The 22,421-nt window shown below is 46.1% G+C and carries 24 protein-coding genes and 2 tRNA genes; 7 read left to right on the forward strand and 19 right to left on the reverse strand.

Annotated features, from left to right (window positions below):
• Window positions 1–62: 62 nt before the first annotated feature.
• The 4 genes from ACQRBJ_RS01790 to ACQRBJ_RS01805 form a co-directional block, all read right to left on the reverse strand.
• Window positions 63–290 carry a hypothetical protein gene (locus ACQRBJ_RS01790; RefSeq protein ID WP_445302715.1) on the reverse strand — a complete coding sequence of 76 codons (228 nt, stop codon included), beginning with the start codon at window positions 288–290 and terminating at the stop codon, window positions 63–65.
• 118 nt (window positions 291–408) lie between these two features.
• Window positions 409–666, reverse strand: a complete 258-nt coding sequence (locus ACQRBJ_RS01795) for a hypothetical protein (protein ID WP_445302716.1) — start codon at window positions 664–666, stop codon at window positions 409–411.
• Window positions 667–708: 42 nt separating this feature from the next.
• Window positions 709–978: a hypothetical protein gene (locus tag ACQRBJ_RS01800; RefSeq protein WP_445302717.1), complete on the reverse strand. Its 270-nt coding sequence runs from the start codon at window positions 976–978 to the stop codon at window positions 709–711.
• Window positions 979–1,178: 200 nt separating this feature from the next.
• A tRNA-Phe gene (locus ACQRBJ_RS01805) sits at window positions 1,179–1,251 on the reverse strand.
• 181 nt (window positions 1,252–1,432) lie between these two features.
• On the opposite strand from ACQRBJ_RS01805, the gene ACQRBJ_RS01810 reads away from it, so the two are divergent.
• Together ACQRBJ_RS01810 and ACQRBJ_RS01815 are read left to right on the forward strand one after the other, a co-directional pair.
• Window positions 1,433–1,505: transfer RNA gene (locus tag ACQRBJ_RS01810), tRNA-Pro, on the forward strand.
• Between the two features lie 94 nt (window positions 1,506–1,599).
• Window positions 1,600–2,475 carry a helix-hairpin-helix domain-containing protein gene (locus ACQRBJ_RS01815; protein WP_295347500.1) on the forward strand — a complete coding sequence of 292 codons (876 nt, stop codon included), beginning with the start codon at window positions 1,600–1,602 and terminating at the stop codon, window positions 2,473–2,475.
• A gap of 98 nt (window positions 2,476–2,573) precedes the next feature.
• On the opposite strand, the gene ACQRBJ_RS01820 is transcribed toward ACQRBJ_RS01815, so the two are convergent.
• From ACQRBJ_RS01820 to ACQRBJ_RS01845, 6 genes are all read right to left on the reverse strand, one after another.
• Window positions 2,574–3,929: a sodium-dependent transporter gene (locus tag ACQRBJ_RS01820; RefSeq protein WP_294967458.1), complete on the reverse strand. Its 1,356-nt coding sequence runs from the start codon at window positions 3,927–3,929 to the stop codon at window positions 2,574–2,576.
• A 77-nt stretch (window positions 3,930–4,006) separates the two neighbouring features.
• Window positions 4,007–5,371 carry a sodium-dependent transporter gene (locus ACQRBJ_RS01825; protein WP_294967456.1) on the reverse strand — a complete coding sequence of 455 codons (1,365 nt, stop codon included), beginning with the start codon at window positions 5,369–5,371 and terminating at the stop codon, window positions 4,007–4,009.
• 166 nt (window positions 5,372–5,537) lie between these two features.
• Window positions 5,538–6,038, reverse strand: coding sequence for a CYTH domain-containing protein (locus ACQRBJ_RS01830; RefSeq protein ID WP_445302718.1), 501 nt, complete (start codon window positions 6,036–6,038; stop codon window positions 5,538–5,540).
• A gap of 18 nt (window positions 6,039–6,056) precedes the next feature.
• On the reverse strand, window positions 6,057–6,209 hold the full coding sequence (locus ACQRBJ_RS01835; RefSeq protein ID WP_287595224.1) for a hypothetical protein: 153 nt from the start codon (window positions 6,207–6,209) through the stop codon (window positions 6,057–6,059).
• A gap of 20 nt (window positions 6,210–6,229) precedes the next feature.
• A complete protein-coding gene (gene prfB / locus ACQRBJ_RS01840) occupies window positions 6,230–7,354 on the reverse strand; it encodes a peptide chain release factor 2 (protein WP_264950925.1) in 1,125 nt (374 codons plus the stop codon).
• Between the two features lie 126 nt (window positions 7,355–7,480).
• Window positions 7,481–9,289, reverse strand: a complete 1,809-nt coding sequence (locus ACQRBJ_RS01845) for an AMP-dependent synthetase/ligase (protein WP_294967449.1) — start codon at window positions 9,287–9,289, stop codon at window positions 7,481–7,483.
• 129 nt (window positions 9,290–9,418) lie between these two features.
• Between ACQRBJ_RS01845 and ACQRBJ_RS01850 the strand changes: the two genes are divergently transcribed.
• Window positions 9,419–10,483, forward strand: a complete 1,065-nt coding sequence (locus tag ACQRBJ_RS01850) for a M20 family metallo-hydrolase (RefSeq protein ID WP_294967447.1) — start codon at window positions 9,419–9,421, stop codon at window positions 10,481–10,483.
• A gap of 103 nt (window positions 10,484–10,586) precedes the next feature.
• Here ACQRBJ_RS01850 and ACQRBJ_RS01855 read toward each other — a convergent pair whose 3' ends face one another.
• Window positions 10,587–10,940, reverse strand: a complete 354-nt coding sequence (locus ACQRBJ_RS01855) for an RtcB family protein (protein ID WP_294967445.1) — start codon at window positions 10,938–10,940, stop codon at window positions 10,587–10,589.
• 17 nt (window positions 10,941–10,957) lie between these two features.
• On the opposite strand from ACQRBJ_RS01855, the gene ACQRBJ_RS01860 reads away from it, so the two are divergent.
• On the forward strand, window positions 10,958–11,389 hold the full coding sequence (locus ACQRBJ_RS01860) for a hypothetical protein (protein WP_445302719.1): 432 nt from the start codon (window positions 10,958–10,960) through the stop codon (window positions 11,387–11,389).
• On the opposite strand, the gene ACQRBJ_RS01865 is transcribed toward ACQRBJ_RS01860, so the two are convergent.
• From ACQRBJ_RS01865 to ACQRBJ_RS01880, 4 genes are read right to left on the reverse strand one after another with little or no spacing between them, the layout of a single operon-like run.
• Window positions 11,372–11,728, reverse strand: coding sequence for an HAD family hydrolase (locus ACQRBJ_RS01865; protein WP_441932766.1), 357 nt, complete (start codon window positions 11,726–11,728; stop codon window positions 11,372–11,374). The genes ACQRBJ_RS01860 and ACQRBJ_RS01865 overlap by 18 nt on opposite strands.
• Window positions 11,729–11,782: 54 nt before the next feature.
• On the reverse strand, window positions 11,783–11,980 hold the full coding sequence (locus tag ACQRBJ_RS01870) for a hypothetical protein (RefSeq protein ID WP_294967439.1): 198 nt from the start codon (window positions 11,978–11,980) through the stop codon (window positions 11,783–11,785).
• A 14-nt stretch (window positions 11,981–11,994) separates the two neighbouring features.
• The gene (locus ACQRBJ_RS01875) at window positions 11,995–12,474 is read right to left on the reverse strand and encodes a 4Fe-4S binding protein (protein ID WP_445302720.1); all 480 of its coding nucleotides are present in this window, start codon (window positions 12,472–12,474) and stop codon (window positions 11,995–11,997) included.
• A gap of 14 nt (window positions 12,475–12,488) precedes the next feature.
• The gene (locus ACQRBJ_RS01880) at window positions 12,489–12,806 is read right to left on the reverse strand and encodes a hypothetical protein (RefSeq protein ID WP_295347488.1); all 318 of its coding nucleotides are present in this window, start codon (window positions 12,804–12,806) and stop codon (window positions 12,489–12,491) included.
• 150 nt (window positions 12,807–12,956) lie between these two features.
• On the opposite strand from ACQRBJ_RS01880, the gene ACQRBJ_RS01885 reads away from it, so the two are divergent.
• Together ACQRBJ_RS01885 and ACQRBJ_RS01890 are read left to right on the forward strand one after the other, a co-directional pair.
• Window positions 12,957–13,850 (forward strand): LysR substrate-binding domain-containing protein, encoded by an 894-nt coding sequence (locus tag ACQRBJ_RS01885; RefSeq protein WP_445302721.1) that lies wholly within the window; start codon window positions 12,957–12,959, stop codon window positions 13,848–13,850.
• 84 nt (window positions 13,851–13,934) lie between these two features.
• Window positions 13,935–14,978, forward strand: coding sequence for a YeiH family protein (locus ACQRBJ_RS01890; protein WP_295347484.1), 1,044 nt, complete (start codon window positions 13,935–13,937; stop codon window positions 14,976–14,978).
• Window positions 14,979–15,121: 143 nt separating this feature from the next.
• Here ACQRBJ_RS01890 and ACQRBJ_RS01895 read toward each other — a convergent pair whose 3' ends face one another.
• Window positions 15,122–15,688, reverse strand: coding sequence for a hypothetical protein (locus ACQRBJ_RS01895; protein ID WP_441932765.1), 567 nt, complete (start codon window positions 15,686–15,688; stop codon window positions 15,122–15,124).
• 161 nt (window positions 15,689–15,849) lie between these two features.
• Here ACQRBJ_RS01895 and ftsZ point away from each other — a divergent pair, with 161 nt between their 5' ends.
• On the forward strand, window positions 15,850–17,241 hold the full coding sequence (ftsZ, locus tag ACQRBJ_RS01900; RefSeq protein ID WP_295347482.1) for a cell division protein FtsZ: 1,392 nt from the start codon (window positions 15,850–15,852) through the stop codon (window positions 17,239–17,241).
• A gap of 671 nt (window positions 17,242–17,912) precedes the next feature.
• Here the strand turns inward: ftsZ and ACQRBJ_RS01905 are convergent.
• Genes ACQRBJ_RS01905 through ACQRBJ_RS01915 form a run of 3 tightly spaced genes read right to left on the reverse strand, consistent with a single transcriptional unit; the run spans window position 17,913 to window position 22,419 of the window.
• Complete coding sequence (locus ACQRBJ_RS01905) at window positions 17,913–19,658, reverse strand: murein hydrolase activator EnvC family protein (RefSeq protein WP_445302722.1); 1,746 nt, start codon at window positions 19,656–19,658, stop codon at window positions 17,913–17,915.
• Entirely contained in the window at window positions 19,658–20,563 is a 906-nt protein-coding gene (locus ACQRBJ_RS01910) for a DUF4292 domain-containing protein (RefSeq protein WP_445302723.1), read from the reverse strand. Before ACQRBJ_RS01910 ends, ACQRBJ_RS01905 begins: the two co-directional genes overlap by 1 nt.
• A complete protein-coding gene (locus ACQRBJ_RS01915; protein ID WP_445302724.1) occupies window positions 20,560–22,419 on the reverse strand; it encodes a tetratricopeptide repeat protein in 1,860 nt (619 codons plus the stop codon). The genes ACQRBJ_RS01910 and ACQRBJ_RS01915 overlap by 4 nt, the downstream gene beginning before the upstream one ends.
• Window positions 22,420–22,421: the final 2 nt, after the last annotated feature.

Consider the following 22,421-nt stretch of genomic DNA (forward strand, 5'->3'; position numbering starts at 1 on the left):
ACTATCTTTGCTGTATCGAAAGAACGTATTTACGCATCAGATATTGCAAAGATAGCTGATTTTTATTCATACTTCCAGGTCATGGTATTGAGGTCGGCAGTAACCGTAAACTCAGTTTCGCCATTTTCATCACCAAACCAGATATCCCAGGCACCATCGCTCACCTTGTCCATCACAGCAAGAAGGGTATTGAGATCAACACCGGTGAAAGCCTTGGAGAGATCGGTTACAGATTTGCCTAGTTGTTTAATCAGGTTATTCTTTGATCTAACATTTGGTTGTGGTTGCAAAAGTATCAAATACAATCAAAAGTACAAGACAGAAAATTGCCAAAAGACAACAAAAAACGGACAAGAAACCAGAATATGTCTGGTTTTGTCCGTTTTGTAATATATATCAGTCCATAATTCATTCCACACCCATTACTTTCACAACACCCGACTCGTATGAATCCAGTATATTTGCTAAAGCAGGTAATGGCTGCTGATGTCCACTGGTAACAACCGTTTCATTAGGAATGTCGAAATGAATGTCGCCATGATTCAAGCGACCAGCCCCATAAAAGGCTTCTATAATGGAAGGAACGTCAACTGCATTATCTGCTGTATGAGAATACATCACGTCTGGGTTGGTATCAAAGTTATTATAACAGGTTCCTCCCACCAAAGTCTTAACGCTTGCAGGAAGCTGATCAGAAAGCTTGGCTACCTAATAAGCATCGAAGCTTGCAGGATTGTCAGCGTAAGTAATATAACTGAAGCCACTTGGCTTATCAACAAAGACATTGCCGTATGACTTGATCATACCTCCATTTTCACCAGAGAAAGTCCCCTTCGAGCCTTTGATATCTGTTCCCTGCAGAGAACTCATGATTGGGCGCTTCACTGCCTCGAAGTAGTTAGACTCCATGAAAATATTTGAACCCGACGTAGCACAGATGCCATAGACATCACAATGCTGATAATAATTGTTGTACATGTGATAACAAGTAAGCTTTTTCCATTTCAATAAAATAATTATAGTATTTACTTTGTTTTATAGATTTAATGCAAAGATAAAGGATTATCGCTGACATACAAAACAATCATGACAACTTTTATACGAAAACGTTATCATAGATTAGGAAATTAACAAAAAAAAAGCTGAATCTTGTTACGAAGATTCAGCTTCAATAGAAGTGGTACCACCAGGAATCGAACCGGGGACACAAGGATTTTCAGTCCTTTGCTCTACCAACTGAGCTATGGCACCAACTATGAATAACAAACGATTTCTCATTTGCGGGTGCAAAGGTACACATTTTTTTTGGTTCCAACAAATTTTTTCAAGAAAATCTTTCCCAAAAGTGAAAAAAAATGCATTTTTATTTTGTTTTGTCCCAATTTTCATGTACCTTTGCATCGTCATTCTGTAAAAAACAGTAAATCGGCATCGGGATTTAGCGCAGTTGGTAGCGCACGTCGTTCGGGACGATGAGGTCGCTGGTTCGAGTCCAGTAATCCCGACCTATATAAACCAACAGAATGGTGTATGATATTAAGAGACATATTTTACCTGCAACGGAATGATCGCGATGCCTTACTGGCGATCATAATAGCTATGACTGTTTTAATGGGACTCATTTTTCTTTTCAATAGGGAACCATCAGAAACAGCCCAGAAAGACAACGACTCTATTCAAACTTACCGGACAGAACATGCCACTAGTCAGAATCCTGTATATTATAAAGAAGGATATCAAATCAAAGAGGCTTTTCCATTCGATCCGAACACGGCAGATTCTGTCCAATTCAAACGTCTTGGTCTGCAAGCTTGGCAAATAAGAAGCATTCTTCATTACCGTGCCAAAGGAGGTGTATATAGTAGACCTTCCGATTTTGCACGTGTCTATGGTATGACGAAAAGACAATACGAGGCCTTGGCACCATTCATAAGAATAGCAGATGACTACAAGCCTGCTTCCGATTTTTACAGAAACGAGCCATACCGTCAGCAGAAACGATACAACAGACCTGATATAACTGCAACCACCCGTTCTACAACACCGGAAAACGAAAAAGTATACAGTTATCCACACAAGCTGAACCCAGGACAACACATTAATATAAATACAGCCGATACTACCGAACTGCAGAAGATACCGGGAATTGGCAGTTATTATGCCAAAATGATTATAAGATACAGAGACCGTCTAGGTGGATTCGCTGCTGCCGAACAGTTGAACGAAATAGAAGGCATTCCAGAATCTGCCTTGGCGTTTATCCACATAGATGCCAACCATATCCATAAGCTTGACATCAACAAGCTCAACCTCAACCAGCTCCGCCAACATCCATATCTCAACTTCTATCAAGCCAAGGAAATCTGTGACTACCGCCGACAGAGAGGTCCGATAAAAAGTCTGGAAGAGCTGAAACTATTAAAGGATTTTCCACCAGCCGAAATAGAAAGACTTACGCCTTATATCTCTTTTTAACGGAACATCTCACCTTAAAACTATATGTCTCTTTCTAAAGAAGAAAAAGCCAAATGCACTATGCCTGATAGCGCATTTGGCTTTATATATAATAGGTATCAGATAACACCAAACTGATGCAAGAAGATGAGCAGAATGCAGATTGGACTGACGAAACGAATCATGAAGAGGAAGACGGGGAACAACTTACCGCTCACCGTGCCCCAATTCGTAAACTCATCACGCACTATCTTCTTCGGTACATACCAACCCAGGAACAGACAGGTGACAATCGAAGCAAGCGGCATCAACAGCTGCGCCGTGAAATTGTCACAATTCGTAAGGAAATCCTTACCAAAGAATCCCAATCCAGGAACTGCTCCCTGAGAAAGAGAACAGAATACGGCAATGATGCTGCAGGTAATGGTCTCTATCCACGCACCCTTGGCACGGGTAATCTTGCGTTCCTCATAAATCATCGCCGTACCAATCTCGTGCATGGAAATCGTAGAGGTCAAAGCTGCCAATACCAACAATGCATAGAACAATACTGAAATGATGTAGCTCACCACTGGCATATCGCCAAATGCCTGCTGGAACACATTAGGCAAGGTGATAAAGATGAGTGACGGACCACTATCAGGCTGCACACCTACCGAAAAGGCTGCCGGGAATATCATCAAGCCTGCCAATACTGCAATAAGTGTGTCGATAACAACTATCTGACTTGCCGATTTCAAGAGATTGGTCTGGCGGCTGAAGTAAGATGCGTATGTACACAGACAAGCCGTACCCAAACTCAAAGAGAAGAAAGCCTGCCCCAAGGCTTCGAGCAATACGTTCTCATCAACCTTTGAGAAATCAGGATGAAACAGGAACTGCACGCCCTTCATTGCTCCTGGCAAAGAACAGGAAGCTATTACGATGACAACCAGCAGCACGAAAAGCAGCGGCATCAATATCTTGGAAGCTTTCTCGATACCATTGCGAACACCTCTTACCACCACTGCATGAGTAAGCAGGATGAAACCTACAGCCCATAAGGTAGGACGAATAGGATCGGAAGCAAACGTCTGGAAGTAGGTCTTCACATACTCCGGATCGCCATGCACACCACCCATGATGCTGGCATAGAGATATTGCAGACACCAGCCTGCCACCACGGCATAGAAGCCAAGGATAATCATGGAGGTGATGACGCCCATCAAGCCTACGGTTCCCCAAGCCTTGTTCTTACCCAAATTACTATAAGCCCGCGCTGCATTGGAAGCCGAATGGCGACCAATAATAAACTCGCTCATCATGCCAGGCAAACCCAACAGGATGATACAAACCAGATAGATAAGGATGAAGGCGGCACCTCCATTCTGACCTGCCATATAAGGAAAACGCCAAACATTACCCAAACCGACAGCTGAGCCGGCTGTAGCAAGAATGACGCCCAATTTACTTCCGAAATTTCCTCTAGTCTCCATTGTTTTTAATGTTTAATGGTGAGTATTCAATGCTTACTGATAAAACACGACATACTACACCTTATTATATATATAGCTTATCCCAATACTCCGAACTGATTCAGGAATACCAGGAAGATAAGGATTGGACACACAAACTTGATCAGGAAAAGGTAGACATTGAAAACCTTTCCCTTCAGGGTTCCCCAGTTGGTGAATTCATCCTGCACCACCTTCTTCGGCACATACCATCCCAAGAACAGACAGGTAAGGAGACCTGCTGTAGGCAGGAACAGCTGACCCGTTACGAAGTCGAACCATTCGAATAAGGTCTTGCCACAGAACGACAACTTATCTGTAGCCCCCAAAGAAAGCGAACAGAATGCACCAATGATGGCACAAGATACCGTAACAATCATAGCACCCTTCTTTCTGTCAATCTTCAACTCCTCATAGAAGAAAGAAGTATTCACCTCGTGAAGCGACATCAGGGATGTCAATGCTGCCACAGAAAGAAGTACATAGAACATCAAGGAGATAATCCATCCCAATACCGGCATTGATGCAAACGCCTCGTTAAAGACATTTGGCAGGGTGATGAAGATAAGCGAAGGACCACTATCCGGTGATATTCCTACAGAGAATGCTGCAGGGAAAATCATCAATCCTGCAAGAACAGCCACCATCAAGTCGATGGCAGAAATCTGAATTGCAGATTTCAGGAGATTGGTCTGACGACTGAAATAAGATGCATAGGTACAGATGCAACCCATACCGATGCTCATGGAATAGAATGACTGTCCCAAGGCATTGAGGAATACATTCCTATCCACTTTTCCGAAATCAGGCTTCAACAGGAATTCTATTCCCTTTCCGGCATCCGGCAACAGACAGGATGCCACCACGATAATAAGAAGCAGGATAAACAGAAGCGGCATCATTACCTTGGATGCCTTCTCGATACCTCCACGGACACCATGGATAATCACAAAGTGACAAATCAGGAAGATTGCCACCGTCCACATCACCGGACGAATTGGATCGGCAGAAAACTCCTTGAAGTAATTTGCCACAAAAGTAGGGTCGCCATGCAGTTCGCCCATGATGCTGGCATAAACATACTGCAAGCACCATCCCGAAACCACCGCATAGTAACCGGTAATCAGGAACCCCGTGAGCACTTCCAGATAGCCCACCCACTTCCAAGCCGTACCATTGGCAAGCTTGGTATAGGCACGTGCCGTATTGGAGGCACCATGACGACCGATAATAAACTCTGAAATCATACATGGTATGCCCAACAGAAGAACACTTCCTATGTAAACCAGGATAAAGGCTGCGCCACCTTCCTGACCAGCCATATAAGGGAAGCGCCATACGTTACCTAAACCTACGGCGCCACCAGCTGTAGCAAGTATCATTCCTATCTTGCTACCAAAACTTCCTCTATTTGATTCTGCCATTTTCTTGTCTTTCTCTTACTAATTTCTTAACGTTTCATATTATTGACTGCAAAATTATAAAATAATTCCGAGATATATGCAACATTTGAAAGCAAAAGTATAAAATTAGTAATATTTATGCAACTTTTCGTACATTTTCAAGAGAAAAAGGCTTTAAAATGCTTTTCTAACGATATTCTTCCGGCAAAGTATCACGCCATTTCGAGAAAGGATTTCCAAGAAGATGAGAATTGTAGAAGCGTTTATCGCCTGTTACCTCCAAACCGATGAAGGCAGGCTTCTCATATTCTTCCGTCTCACTTCCCAGTTCCACTTCTGCCATCACCAAACCATCATTATCACCGTAGAATTCATCTACTTCGAAGGTATGGTCTCCACTCCTGACAAGATAGCGGCGCTTATCGATGACTCCCCCCTGACAGAGTTGCAGAAGATGCTGCGCCTCGTCCATGGTTATTTCCTTTTCAAATTCATAACGGGTCATACCACCGTTTACCGACTTACCTTTAATCGTGAGATAAGCCTTCTCGTCTCTCGTGCGAACTCGCACCGTAGCCCCTTCAGCCGGAATATACCCCTGCTGAATATGACTAGAAGAAAAGGCGGCGCTTTTATAAGCGTCGCCCTTCTTAACGAGGAATTTTCTTTCTATTTCCAATCCACTCATTTTCTTATACCTTTAACTTTAAGCTGAAAGCCACATTGTATAAATCATGCAGAGGATACCCAAGATGATCAATCCTCCAAAAATCCATTTCACTACTTTGTCTGCTTTTGCAGCCTGTTTCTTCTGGTAAGCTTCATGCTTAGCTCTTCTTAAATCTTTATTTCCACCCATAGTTATATATTTTTAGGTTATTATTGTTCTTCATCATTCGTAGGGAACTCCATCAGATATGCCTTGATGAAATCATCTATCTTACCATCCATCACGCCATCAACATCCGATGTCTGATAGTTGGTACGATGATCTTTCACACGACGGTCGTCGAAGACATAACTTCTAATCTGGCTTCCCCACTCTATCTTCTTCTTGCCGGCCTCAATCTTTGCCTTAGCTTCCAGACGCTTCTTCATGGCGCGGTCGTAGAGTTGACTCTTCAAGAGCAACAGGGCTTTGGCGCGGTTCTTTGGCTGGTCACGGGTTTCGGTGTTCTCGATGAGGATTTCCTCTTCCTCGCCTGTATCTGGATCTGTATACCAATAACGCAGACGGACACCGGATTCAACCTTATTCACATTCTGACCACCGGCACCACTCGAACGGAAGGTATCCCAGGAGAGCTTGGCTGGGTCGACATATACCTCGATGGTATCATCTACCAACGGAGTTACGAAGACACTGGCGAAACTGGTCATTCGCTTGCCCTGGGCATTGAAAGGAGAAACACGCACCAGTCGGTGCACACCATTCTCGCTCTTCAGATAGCCATAAGCGTACTCGCCGCCCTCGATGGTCATGGTAACGCTCTTGATACCAGCCTCATCGCCTTCCTGCATATCGGTGATGGTTACCTTATAGCCATGAGCCTCAGCCCAGCGCATATACATACGCATCAGCATCTGCGCCCAGTCCTGGCTCTCGGTACCACCGGCACCGGAATTGATCTTGAGTACGCAGTCCATCGGATCTTCCTTCTGGCGAAGCATGTTCTTCAACTCCAGGTCTTCGATGGCTTTGATCGCCTTGGCATAATCGGCATCCACCTCTTCCTCGGTTACCATTTCATCTTTATAGAAGTCGAACGCCAGCTTCAACTCGTCGGCATAAAGACGTACAGTCTTATAACCGTCGAGCCACTTCTGGATACCTTTCACCTTCTTCATCTGCTCCTGAGCATACTTCGGGTCTTCCCAAAAGTCAGGAGCCTGAGTGCGGAGCTGCTCCTCTTCAAATTCTACTTTCTTCTGGTCTATATTGAGATAGCGATGCAGAGCGTCAGCTCTGTCCATCACATCTTTCAACTGGTCAGCTGTAATCATTAACTTTGAACTTTGAATTTTGAACTTTGAATTTTATGTTTACTTTGAACTTCATCTTTATCCCCTCCAACTATATGATAAGAGTCATCATCATAAAGAGTTATCATAAAGTTCAAAGTAAAACCATTACTCCTCATACATCTTGTCAATCTCCGCCTTGTAGTTTTTATTGATGATAGGGCGGCGAATCTTCAAGGTGTTGGTCAGCTCGCCCGACTCCATAGAGAAGTGGTGAGCCAGGAGGGTGATACGCTTAATCTGCTCATAATAAGCCAGGTGCTGCTGAAGAATCTTGATGCGGTCCATCAGCATCTTCTGCACCTTCTCGTTGGCACACAGGTCCTCACGGCAAGTGAAGGCGATGTGATGCTCACGCGCCCAGTCCTCCACGAGGCGGAACTCAGGCACAACGAGGGCTGATACGAACTTGCGCTGGTCGGCGATAACGGCAACCTGGTCGATGAACTTATCTACCAGGAGCAACGATTCTACCTGCTGAGGAGCGATATACTTACCATTCGATGTCTTGAACAGGTCCTTGATACGCTCGGTGAGAAAAAGCTCGCCATCCTTCAAGTAGCCGGCATCACCGGTATGGAAGAATCCATCCTTGTCGAATGCCTTCGCATTGGTGGTATCACGATGATAATATCCCGGAGTGATGGTAGGGCCCTTGAGAAGCACCTCATTATCCTCACCTATCTTTACCTGAATGCAGGAGATTGGACGACCCACCGAACCCAGACTGCGTTTCTTGTCAGAATGATCACAAGATACGGTGGCAAGGCTCTCGGTCAAACCATATCCCACCACCATATTGATACCGATGGCATGTACAAACTCCTCTACTTCCGGACTCACGTAAGCACCCGCTGTAGGGAAGATATTCGGTTTTTCCAGGCCCAACTGCTTGCGAACCATGCTCAGGACAGTCTTGTTGATAATTCTATATTCCAACTCCAGAGCCAAAGGAGGACGCATGCAGTTGGCAATATACTCGATGTTACGTTTCTTACCTACCGCCAAGGCATGATAGAAGAGCTTCTTCTGGACAGAACCGGCATCATCCATCTTAGCCTTTACAGCGATATAAACCTTCTCCCAGAAACGTGGCACACTACACATACAGGTAGGATGCATCTCTCGCATACTCTCCTGAATTTCATGAGGATAAGTATTGATGATGAGTTCGGCACCTTCGCTCAAGCAGAGATATGCCCATCCACGTTCAAAGATATGGGTGAATGGAAGGAAATCGATGACACGGTCCTTGTCGGTAACAGGAATGCACTCATCGTTTGCCTTCAAAGCAGCATAATACTGGCTATAGGTCAGCATCACGCCCTTGCTATCTCCAGTTGTTCCACTGGTATAGAGAATATTAGCCAAGTCATCCATACTTGCCTGCTTGTAGAGTTCCTCTACCTCCGTCTGACGAGGGAGATTCTCTCCCAGCTTCAGGAAGTCCTTGAAATAGAGAGCAGCAGGATCGTGGGTACTGATGCGCACGCTTGAATCGAAGATGATGATACGTTCCAGAGATGGACAGAGGGCAAAGATACGATGAGCCTTGTCATACTGCTCCTGTTCGCCTACAAAGAGGAAGCGAATCTGCGCATCATTAATCATATATTGAATCTGCTGCTCGCTGCTGTTGGCATAGAAAGGCACAGAGGTAACTCTGATACCGTACGCACCGAAGTCGGTGTACAGATAATGCACACAGTTCTGCGAGAAGACAGCGATTTTGTCAAGAGGTTTAGCCCCAAGATTCAGGAGGGCATTGCTCACTTGTTTCACTCTTAGCGAGAAGAGATTAAATGAAACCGTTTGCCACTGGTCACTACCAAACTTTCTGAAGGTAAGCGCTGGCTTATCTCCCCATTTCTTAGCTAGGTCGTGAATCAGTACCGAAAGATGACTATTAATTTGCATAAGCTTATATTTATATTCTGATGCAAAGATAATAGAATTTGTTAAGAACACAAAATAAAAAGATATTTTTTCCACTTTATCTGCTCTTTTTTTCGTATCTTTGCCCCAAAATCAAAAAATAGAGAGATTATGATGCTACAAGAAGAATATGTAAGCGATGCCGTGGATTTGCTGAAAAAGCTCATCGCCACCCCATCGGTAAGCAGAAACGAGAAGGATGCTGCCGACATCATGGAGCAGACCATCCGCAAATATGGTTTCGAACCTCATCGTGAGGCGAACAACATCTGGATTATCGACCCTCATTACGATGAGAGCCGACCTACCCTACTGCTCAACGCTCACATCGATACCGTGAAGCCTGTGGCTTCATGGACACACAACCCGTTTTCACCGGATGTAGAAGAGGGTGTACTTTACGGCTTGGGCAGCAACGATTGCGGCGGCGGACTCTGTTCGCTCCTCCAGATATTCAGAATGCTGACCGCAAAGCCTCAGCAGTATAATCTTATCTATCTGGCATCCGCCGAAGAAGAGGTGTCGGGAAAGGATGGCATTACCCGTGCCCTGCCTTTGCTTCCGCATATCGACCTTGCCATCGTAGGTGAACCTACCGGCATGAACCCGGCTGTTGCCGAAAAGGGACTGATGGTGCTGGATGTGATTGCTCACGGAAAGAGCGGTCATGCTGCCCGCAACGAGGGAGTAAACGCTATCTACGAGGCATTGGATGATATGCGATGGATTCGTGACTATAAGTTTGAGAAGGTAAGCGAGTTCCTGGGACCTACCAAGATGACGCTTACAGTAGTGAATGCCGGAACCCAGCACAATGTGATTCCGGATAAGTGTACGATGCTTGTGGATATCCGCACCAACGAGTTTTACGACAACGAGGAGGTTTACAAGTTTATCTGCCAGCACCTGAAGAGCGAGGTAAAGGCTCACAGTTTCCGTTTGAAGTCATCCCGCATCGACCCGGCACATCCTCTTATCAGGAAATGTGTAGCCATGGGCATGAAGCCATTCGGCAGTCCTACCTTGAGCGACCAGGCTCTGATGCACTTCCCTTCGTTCAAACTGGGTCCTGGCGAGTCCTCCCGTTCCCATTCAGCCGATGAATTTATCAAAATAAGCGAGATTTCGGATGCTGTAGCTAAATACCGGGAACTCTTGGATGGAGCCAGCATCTGAAAGAGACATTCGTTCTGACTACAATACTGAGTACACTACAAAAAGTCCGTAAACTTTTGAGTATTAATAACTTATTTAATAATCGTCTCGTTTTAACGGGATACTAGTGGTCCAGCTTATGGATTTCCTCCGCTAAATTGAGTGTCTTTACAGCTTCAGTTCGGCTCATGATACGGCCAGCTCCATGGGAGCAGCTCATGAAACTAAGAGGATTGCCAAGGTCTTCCACGATATATGAACTCGTTCTTTGTGAACCAGGTATGATACCAACTTCACCTTCTCGGGCACTTGTTGCTCCCTTTCGGTGTATGATACAATTCTCACCAAAATGGGATTCCCAATTGGCTAGGCAACTGGATTGCAGCAGCAAGATTTCTTCATCCTCTTTCGGGCACTTGCTTTCACTCCCACTTTTATTATAAGGCGTCTTATGGTAAACAGAATGTTTGCAGTACACCCTATTGAGAAGAATCCATGCTGAGATTTGGTTACGCCCAGACTTTGGAAACTTTTGAGGAGGTAGTGGATCAATTACCTATGAGACTTCTGGTTTCCCTAGGCAATGCAGCAGAGATTTACTTTGATGAGGACGCTATACGCTCCATACAGACAATTACCGGGCTTAGAAAGACCATCAATCACAACAAGCAGCTTGCCCTGTATTCATGTGAGGAACGGCAGCAGATGGTGGATGCTGTATATGCCGTGTACAAGCATGCCAAGCTCAAACGCTTCCAGACAACAGAGACAGAAAGCAAGAGCATCTACATTGCACCCGAACTATTTGACATACAAATCAATGTGGGTGACCGTTCTTCTACCATACAGGATACCAGCTGTGCCTTGATAGGTATTACTCTCCTGCTAGCCATTATCATAGTTATCAAATCAAAGGCAAGCACCTAATTGCAGCTTCAAGTCCAAGCTTCCCTTGAAAAGGATGCCATGAATACCCACATGATTGGCTCCTTCTACATTCGCTGGCCTATCATCAATGAAAATGCTCTCCGAAGCCTGGAGGTGATAGCGATTTAATAATAGCTGATAAATCTCCGGATTCGGTTTCACCATCTTCTTTTCCCCACTTACTACAATCCCATCAAACATGTCGAAAAGGCGGGCATGTACCTTCTTGACAATTGGAAAAGTCTCATGAGACCAGTTGGTAAGACAGTATAGACGATATCTTCTTTGCTTCAGTTCACACATGATCTCAGAGATGCCAGGGATTTCACCACCATCCATATCTTTGTAACAGTACCAGTAGGCAACGATGTAAGGAGCATACTTGGGATAAGCCTATTTTAAATCAAAGAGACATTCATCTATAGGCTTACCCAAGTCTGTCTGATCATTCCATTCATTGGTGACCACATGATCGATTATCCATTTAGCCTTCTCCCTGTCACCATGGAACAGAGTGGTATAAAGGTTCATGCGCATCCAGTTCACCAATACACTTCCTACATCGAAGACGATAGTCTTGTATCTACTCATAGCTGTCTTATTCTTTAAACATTCACATAGAAAAATTCAGGCTGCTTAGGTTCCGAATACGCTTTCTCGAATTTCCAGCTGACAGTCTTATACAACAGGCCACCGAAAAGTCGGGCATGCTCAGGACAGACCACGACACAGCGTCCGCAAGAGATGCATTTCTTTTCGTTGGTCTTGTAGGGTTCCCCCATAGTGATGGCTCCGACAGGGCACATTTTCACACAAGCATGGCAGGATGTACATTTTCCCCTACTCCCTTCTGGATGCAGAGGAATAGGCTTGGTATCACGATAAGGGCGATTTCCCTTTACCATCAGTCGGCTGACTGCTGACATCTTTGGTATCTGGAGTAGAAGTTCCCTACTCTTTGAAGCAAAATCATGGAGTTGCTCCATATCATCCGCATTAGGTCTTCCTTCTGCTATCTTGGGAAATATGGAATGCTGGGCTATGACAGCAGCCGCAGAAAGTAACTTGAAGCCATGGGATTCCACCAGGTCCTTCAGCTCTATGAGCGTATCATCTCTATGAGCGTATCATCGTAGGCTCTGTTACCATAGACTGATACGATGAAGGCTGGGGTATTGTTTCCCAGAAAACGTCTCAATGAACGAACTGCCATTTCCGGGACTCTACCAGCATAGGAAGGTACGCCCACTATCAGCAGATCGCCATCACTTCCCAGCGAGACATCATCCTTCAGCACGTCTGAGGTAATGTCATACTCAATGACAGGCTTCTGAAACTGGGATGCTATCTCACGAACGATACGTTTGGTGGAGAAAGTAGCACTAAAATAGGCCAAATGGATATTCTTAATGTACATAATGTCTTTGGTTTCTTTTTGTTGGATGCAAAGTTACTATTTTTAGGCGAAACCAGCGAGTGATTTCTAGAATTTTGTTATCTTTGCAGAAGATTTGCTGCACTCGGCATCATATTGACGAGGATTTTTGAAATAACAAAGGAACATACAATGATAGATACAAGACTGAAAGTTTTCAGAAGTGTGGCTACACTCCTGAGTTTCACTAAGGCTGCCAACGAACTGTTCATCAGTCAGCCTGCCATCAGCAAGCACATACAAGAGCTTGAAAAGGAATATGGGGTGCAACTGTTCGACAGAATCGGCAATCGCATCCAGCTCACCCGTGCCGGACAACTTATGCTTGACCATGCCTGCAAGATTATCGATGCCTATCAGAATCTCGATTTCGACATGAAGAAGTTCACAGAGAAATCTGGTGGAGAACTGCGCATCGGAGCCAGTACCACCATCTCACAATATGTTCTCCCCGAACTGATTGCTGAATTCAGGAAACTATATCCCGACATTCGTCTTACCCTGCTCAGCGGAAATTCTCATGAGATAGAGGATGCGCTTGCTGCAGGAAGGATAGATCTGGGTATGGTGGAAGGCATCAAGCGGCAGCCCACCTTTAAATACACTCCTTTCATGAAAGATGAGCTGGTGGCGTTCGTACATTGTTCCAATCCCCTAGCCCAGCAAGAGGAGATTTCTCTGGACCTTCTCAGGCAGACACCGATTGTACTGCGTGAATTAGGTTCCGGAACCTTGGATGTCATCCAAAAAGCCCTGCAGGAAAACGGCATTGCTCTTTCTGATCTGAACATTGAGATGAATCTGGGAACCACAGAGGGCATCAAGCATTTCGTGGAACATTCCTTAAGCATGGGTATCATCAGCATAAGAGCCATCTACAGGAATATCTATGAACAAGTATTCAAGGTTCTGGAAATTGAGAATCTGAAGATGGAACGAGAATTTCTATTTGTTGAGAAGAGAGGCGAGACCGCTAAACTCCAGCAGACATTCAAGAAATTCATAACTAAAGGTTATAACGTATAGCTATTATGTATATACAACATCTCATGATTTTTCGTACCTTTGCACCCGCTTTTCAAAAGCGAATAACCGACAAAAAAGAAAAATATGAGATTATCAGAACAAAGGAGCAGTATGCTGCATGGCGTATTGCTTATCGCACTCTTCGCATGCGCAGCTTTCTACATCGGTGGCATGGACTGGGTGAAAGCTCTTTCGTTTAGCCCCATGGTGGTGGGCATCATCATTGGTATGCTCTATGCCAATAGTTTACGTAACAACCTGCCCGACACCTGGGTACCGGGCATCAAGTTTTGCAGCAAGCGAATCCTCCGCACAGGCATCATCCTTTATGGTTTCAAGCTCACCTTCCAGGATGTGATGGCTGTGGGCTTCTCTGCCATCGTAATGGACGCCATCATCGTATGCGGCACCATCGGCTTGGGAATCCTGGTGGGAAGACTTCTGAAAATTGACCGCAGCATCGCACTGCTCACCGCTTGCGGAAGTGCCATCTGTGGAGCTGCAGCAGTATTGGGTGTGGATGGGGCCATTCGTCCGAAGCCTTACAAGACGGCAGTAGCCGTAGCCACCGTAGTCATCTTTGGAACATTATCCATGTTCCTCTACCCTATTCTCTACAGGGCTGGCATCTTTGACCTATCACCAGATATGATGGGACTCTTTACGGGTTCCACCGTTCATGAAGTAGCCCATGTGGTAGGTGCAGCCAATGCCATGGGAGCCGAGGTGAGCAACAATGCCATCATTGTGAAGATGATAAGGGTGATGATGCTGGTACCGGTATTACTGGTGATTGCATGGACCGTTGCAAGGGATGTTGCCAAAAGAGATAATCTGGAAAATACTGATACCAACAAGCCTAAAATCAGCATTCCATGGTTTGCCATTCTCTTCCTGGTAGTGATTGGATTCAATTCTCTTGGTTTGCTTTCGGAAAGCATAGTAGATTGGATTAACCAACTGGACACCTTCCTCCTGACCATGGCCATGGCAGCATTGGGAGCAGAAACAAGCTTTGACAAATTCAAGAAAGCTGGCATTAAGCCTTTCCTCTTGGCTGCCATTCTTTATTGCTGGCTCATTGGAGGTGGATATTGTCTGGTGAAGTTTGCCATACCTTATTTATAGGAATAACTATATAGAAGGTATATTATACCGACAGATGAAAACATCCATGTGAAAAGTAGAACGATTCACAAATGGGGAAAGAAAAGCCGGAGAGAGATATATACATGATAGTATTTACATCGTCATAAACGGAAAGAGAAGCATTATTGATAGACTACAAGTTCTCTTGGGAGATTGATTATCTTCAACCTCTCGAACCAGAGCTTCATGGAAGAGCCTTGGTGGCGCTTGACATGGCTATTGATGATATAATAGTCGGCCTGGTATTCGTCCATCAGGTCAGAGAAAGCTGCCTTGATGCGCGAACACTTCTCGTTGATGGCATTATCAAGAGGGTTCGTCAGGCGATTCACTGTTTCTGTGATTTTATCGGAATCGATTCTGTTGCCGATTTTTCGGTAGAGGGCAAACAGTTCCTCACGATGATCCACCAGGTTCTTGAACTCTATTCCTTCCGGGTGATTCAGAAAGAGCAGATAGAGGGCCTTGTGGATGGGACTGAGCTGCACTTCCCTGTTTCCATAATCAGGGAGCAAGAAACGGTAATCTTCCGTGATGACCAGAGGACTGAGGGTTGCCCTTGCTGCCTCGATACGGAGCTGTTCCAATACGGGCACACTGATGGCTTTTAACAAAAGATCGGTTCTACCTTCTGCTAAAAGCTGGGTGGAAAGCGTCTTTACCTGAGCGGCTTTCTCCTCTGGGGTCATATTTCTTGTTTCTTCTTGCATACAGATTGCAAAAGTACAAAAAGAATGGGAAAAATCGTTTCTCATCTAGAAAAAATCTTCTTCTGCAAGGCTTGCGTTTGATTTTTCATAGGGAATCTGATTCTTTGTATGTATCTTTGCATCTAAATTGAAATATAGAAATGATGAAAGAAGATTGGACTCCTATAGATTTCGGACAGACAGAAGATACTACCAAGAACATCATCAAGGTGATTGGTGTGGGTGGTGGCGGATGCAATGCCGTTAAGAATATGTATGCAGAGGGTATAGTAAACGTGAGTTTCGCCGTCTGCAATACGGATAGTCAATCACTATCCAAGTCGCCTGTGCCGGTAAAGATCATGCTCGGAAAGAGTGGTTTGGGTGCAGGGGCAAATCCCGAAGTGGGAAGAAGTGAGGCTCAGAATACCCAGGAAGACATCAAGAAACTGCTGGACGACGGAACCAAGATGGTTTTTGTTACTGCCGGAATGGGTGGTGGAACGGGTACGGGTGCCGCACCTGTCATTGCCGGTATTGCAAAAGGGATGGGCATCCTTACCGTTGGCATCATCACCATACCTTTCTACTTCGAGAAGAGAAAGAAAATTGTCAAGGCTCTGCAGGGTGTAGAAGAAATGCGCAAGAACGTGGATGCCTTGCTTATCGTCAACAACGAGCGTCTCTGCGATGTTTATGCCGACTCCGAGATTACCGTAAAGGATGCCTTCAAACTGGCAGACAAGGTACTGAGTGATGCCACCAAAAGTATCTCGGAACTCATCACTGTGGAGGGAACCATCAATCTTGACTTCCGAGACATCGAGACTACCATCAAGAGCGGTGGCGGTGCTATCATGGCCATGGGTAGAGCCAGTGGTGAGGGAAGGGTTCAAAGTGCCATAAAGAATGCGTTAGACTCTCCTCTGCTCTATGGCAGCGATATCAGTAATGCCCAGCGCATCCTTTTCAATATCTACACTTCCAGCAAGCACCCTATCTTTGTGAGGGAGATGAGAGAAATTGATGCCTTCTTTGATGAACTGAACCCTGACATCAAGGTGATTTGGGGTCTTTCTGATGATGACAGTCTGGATGAGGATGCCAAAGTCACCATTCTGGCAACTGGTCTGAACAATGAGTTGGCCGAGGATATTCCTGAAAGTTCTTCTGTATTGAAGGATGAGGAAGACTATCAGAGAATCATCGACAAGCTCTATCATCCTATCAGAGACAACTTCCAGACGCTAGCAAATAAAACCGAGCAAAAGCAAGAAGCAGAATCTATAGATAACATCAATCCAGATGCTACAGAGAAGGAAGCTACTATTGTCCATCAAGAAGAAATGCCAGGAAATGAGTCTGGAGAAGAGCCAGCTAAGGTTTTAGTGGAAGACAATCCTTCTACAACCGAAGATTCAAGAGAAGTTCCTGTTGAAACGCCTATCGCCAAGCCAAAGTCATGGACTTTAGGTGGAAGAATCAAAAATGGGCTGAAGAAAATAGCAGAAGATCTGGACATCATCACTTACAATGATGAAAACTACAAGTAGTTGATGATGATTAATACTAGGAAAGAGATTTTGGTTGGAAATAGAGGGTGCGTCATAAGACCATGACGCACCCTCATATAACAATCATTTAGTGCTCGGAATCGCTGCGATTTGCAGGAGGCAAGCCATCAAAGGTCTACGCCAGATTGTTGGATAGGACCACTAGGGGAAAGCTTACTGCATGACTATCACCTCGAAGATGGGGCTATTACTCATTAAATTCTTCTAAGAATTGTTTTCTTTTTCCTCTAATTCGTAAGTCTTCTAACTCATAAATTGACTGGGAAAATCATACATCGAAATAACAACACGATATTCGTCTGTCTTTTCAAACTTCAACTGAACAGAATAATAGCGAATCAGCTCTTCATAAGAAGTCAAATCGGCTGCAAATAAGAATACCTATTCACAACCTACAATTTTCAACAATTCCTGTATTTTTGGCACTTGCTTGTTGAACTCGCGATTGATTTAGCTCTCAAATAATGCCTAAAAGATATAAAAAAATACATGAGAAAATGCTTTTGATACGTCATCAGGTAAATTGCAAGTAACCATCTCTCTTGCAAGCAATAAAAAACCTCCAATCAAACCAAGCGATTGGAGGTTTCATTTCTATCATCTACAGCAACCAGGCAGTAAAAACACTACCGGCTGCACCATTTCATACATTATCGGCTCAGCCAAGCCTCCGGATTGAGCTTGGCAGTCTCCTTGCGAAGCTGGAACTGGAGGAGGTTGTCAGAACCCACGGCACCCAATGCCTGGCGGGTACTTACCTTCTGTCCCTTATGAACGCTGACCGATTTCAGGTTACAATATACCGAGATGTAGGCACCATGACGAACCAGTACATTCCACATGCCACCATAACCGAAGACGGCACTCACCTCACCATCGTAGATGCTACGAGCCACACAACCCGGTTTGCCCTGAATGTTGATACCCTTGTTGTCGAGGGTAACACCCTTCAAGCCCTGTACATTATACTGTCCGAAATGGCTGACGATGCGATAACCGCCGCTGATAGGCATTGGGAGACGACCACGGTTTGCCTCGAATCCGCCACTCAGCATACGGTCTACCGAACTCAAGGTAGCCTCCTCCTGCGCCTCCTTCTTGGCAGCAGCAATCTCACGAGCCTGGCGCTCCTCGTCCGCCTTAGCCTTCAACTCAGCAGCCCTTCGTTCAGCTTCAGCCTTTCTTGCCGCCTGTTCAGCAGCAGCCTGACGTGCAGCCTGTTCTGCTGCAGCACGCTGGGCAGCCTCGGCAGCAGCACGCGCCTTAGCCTGCGCCTTGGCCTTAGCCTTCGCTTCAGCCTGAGCAGCCGCTTCTTCCTGAGCCTTTCTTGCAGCCTCAGCAGCCAGCCTTGCCTCTTCGGCAGCCTTTCTTCTTGCCGCCTCGGCAGCAGCTTCACGAGCCTTCGCCTCAGCAATACGACGTGCATTCTCCCTGGCAGCAGCCTCGGCAGCAGCCTTCTTACGCGCCAATTCCTCAGCACGTTTCTTGGCGGCAGCAGCTGCAGCAGCCTTCTTCTTAGCCTCGGCAGCAGCACGGGCACGAGCCTTGGCTACTTCCTGGGCAATCAAACGGTCAATCTGGGCATTGATTGCCGCATCCTTCTGACGCTGGTCGGCAATCACAGCCTGAATGGTCTTCTGCTGCTTCTGCAGTCCGTGTACCATTTCCTGCTGTTGGATCTGCTTGCCTTCGAGTGCAGTCTTCTCCTGCTTGCCCTTATATAATAAGGTGTTCTTGTGTCCCTTTACGTTTTGCAGCTGCACATGCTTCTCGTTCACCTGCTTCTGCTTTGCCTTTACAGCCTCGCCCTGCACCTTCTGATAGGAAGAATACTGGCGGATGAAGGAAAGTCGGCGATACATCTGGGTAAGATTCTTGGCACTGAAGATGAACATCAGCTTGTCCTGTACAGTATGATGACGGCTCATATAGCGCATGGAACGGATATACTTGTTCTTTCTGTCCTGCAACTGCTGCTGAAGGGTTTTCAGCTGCGCCTGCAGGATACCGATATTTCCGTCGATATGATGAATATCCTTCTGGATGCCATCAATCTTCTTCTGACTCTGGTCTATCTCACCGTTCAATATCATCAGGTCTTCCAGTCGCTTCTTCACATCCGCCTGATTCCTGCGGAGCGCCTGTTCCTGCTCCTTGATTTTCTTCTGGATAGACGCACGCTGTCCCTGCAATCCTCGGATAGAAGCATTGCTGTAGGTAGCCACCTTGCGTTCTGCCCTGGTAGGGGCAGCCTGCCTTACCGGTCTTTTTTTTCTGTTCTGAGGCTTGGCAGCCACTGCGGTCTTTCTCACTGGTCGCTTCTTCTGCACCTGTTTCTGGGCATAGGGAGCCAGCGAGAATACCAGAGCCATCATTAATAATAGGATACGTTTCATCAGATACTCATAATTTTGCGAAGTGCTTCTTCAGGCGAAACCTGCTTGTATTTCTTTGAAATTTCGGTCTGAGTACTCCAGTTACTATCTGTCTTCACCTCGTTGAGATTGAGAATAAGTTTCATTTCCTGCTTCTTCTGGGTTGCAGTAGTCATAAACGACATCACCTGGGTTGCCGGAAACATCTTCACGCCCACACTCTTGAACTTGCTGTAGTCTACATGCAGACGGGATGTGCCATGCTGCGAGCTCTGATAGTTGACATCAGCCGATGTGATGCGCCCGTTCTCGCGGCTGGTATTCCAGGCATAGGTCATATAGCCATTCTTGACGGTTACCGGAACCTCGTTGCCGGCAGCATTCAGGTTGACGTCAAACTTCTTGAGGTTTGACTTGGTCACCTCCTTTTCGCCCGGCAGAATCAGCTGATTCCAGAACAACGCCTGCAAGGTATAGAACGAGATGCCCTGCTTCTTCAGGAAATCCACCTGCGTATAGTCTGCCTTGACATACTGCTTGTGATAACGGTCCAGAATCAACACATAATCAGGAGCAAACTCGAGACGCCCCAACTCACTACCCAGGAAAGGCATGAAGATCTGGATACGCACCAGCTGGTCCTTGCGCATGCTCAACTTGGCAGGAACGCTCACTTCCTTGTCTCCCATCAGGATGGTGAAATCCATCTTGCCCACAATATCCTTGGCGTAGACCTGATTGTCCGAAACCATCTGCAGGAAAGCACGCTGGCTGGAGCTTTCACCCTGCTCGTCTGCCTTGACAGATGTCTGCTGCTTGCCGGCATCAACCTTGCCGGTTCCCTGTACCTGTCTGCTGGTTCCGCAAGCAGCCATCAGCATCATGGCAGCTCCGGCACCCATCAACATCCATTTATTCTTTTTCATCTCTTTCTACCTTTCTTAATGATTTTCTTCGTTACCGATTCCTTCTTTGCCGGTCTGTTACGACGCAGCAGTTCATCCTCGGCAATATATTGTCTATTGTTTATTTTCCATTTCAGAACAGCATTCTGTCCATCGCCGTCCAGCGCCTGCTTCCAGTATTTCATGGCGTCATCTATCATTCCGTTCATGGCATAGATGTCGCCGGCATGTTCCAATATCGTACTGTTATTCTCGGTAGAATCGCTGTTCTTGAGAGCAGCATCGATATAAGTCTTGGCATCGGCATAACGCTCTTCCTTGAACAGGATCCATGCATAGGTATCCAGATAAGTGCCGTTGTTAGGTTCCGCCTTCACGGTCTTATAGCTCATTGATTCTGCCTTATGCAGGTCGATGCCTTCCTCACTCATGTAATAAGCATAGTTGTTCAGCGCCATCACATTGTCATCCTTCCATTGCAGACAGGAGTCGTAAGCCGCATAAGCCGCCTGCTTGTCCTTCTTCTTGTAAAGGATGTCGCCCATGACGGCATAGAGATCAGAAACCAGGTCAGGAGAAGCATCGGCTCTTACCTGTGCCACGCCCTGACGGAATTCATGGAGCGCCGCATCCTCATCATTTTTCTGATAATGCGCCATTCCACCGAAGTAATAGAACACCATTTCTTCCGGATTATACGCATGAGCCGCCTTGCTCTGGGCGATTACCGATGTATAATCTTTCTGATTCCAGAGCAGCTGCACCAGCTGCAGTCTGGCATTGACATTATCCGGTGCGATGGCAAGCACCTTCTCGTAAGCCTTGCCGATGATGCTGTCCGGCATCTTCTTCAGACTCATATAGGCAGCACGCATTTCTGCCACATCAGCCGATGGCTGCGGCACATCGAGCACCTTGTCGAAGAGCGCCACTACCTGGGTAGAATCGCCACCATGGGTCTCATTGTCCTGGATAAACGAACGGAACATCATCACCTTGGTTTCCAGATCCGTCTTCGGACTGAGCAGTATTTTATCCAGCATCTGATGAGCCTGGTCTTCCTGCTGGGTTGCCTTGTAATAGTCGTAGAGCGACATCTGGGCATAGGAATTCTCCGGCTCCTCCTTCAGCACATCCGTAAACATCTTGAAGGCTTCCTTCTGGCGGTGATGCTGCATGAGCCAGTTGCCCAGCATCGTCTTGTAAACCATGTCGAGCGGATGGGCATCTACCAGCGACTTCAATTCCTTATAGGCAGCCTTCTTGTCGTCCATCATTTCGTAGATGCGCATCTTGGAAAGCGTATACTGCTCGCTCTCACCCTCCTCGGTTTCCAGACGCGAAATGGTCTTCAGCATCATCGGGAAGTTCTTCTTCTGCTGATACAGCTGCACCAGGATATGCAGGGCATCTGTATTGCCATGATTGCGGGCATAGAGGTCTTCGTAGGCATCTATCGCCTTGTCATACTGCTGCTTGCCGATATAATGCTGGGCAAGATTCTCGGCATAGGTCTGGTTTTCCGGAGCCAGCTGTATTGCCTTCTCCATATAGTGAAGGGCGAGAGAATCTTGCTTCAGTTGAGAATGATACATCGAGAGATAGAAGTATGTCTCTGCGGCATTCGGATCTATCTGTCGGGCATGCTCAAAGAGGTCCATCGCAGCAGAATAGTTGTTGGCTGCATGTTGCCTTCCTGCCTCCAGGAAGAAGTATTCAAAACGCTTGCGGTCGTTAGGACTGAGCGAGTCCTTCACCGCTACCGCCTGCTGCGCCACGTGTTTCACTTTTACCTTACGGGCCATAGACGGCAAAGCCGCAGAGCCTATCAGCCCCACGACCATCCAGATAGCAGTATTTCTCAAACTGAATTTCACGA

It is taken from the genome of Prevotella sp. SGI.167 (genome assembly GCF_050313615.1).
Lineage (GTDB): Bacteria > Bacteroidota > Bacteroidia > Bacteroidales > Bacteroidaceae > Prevotella.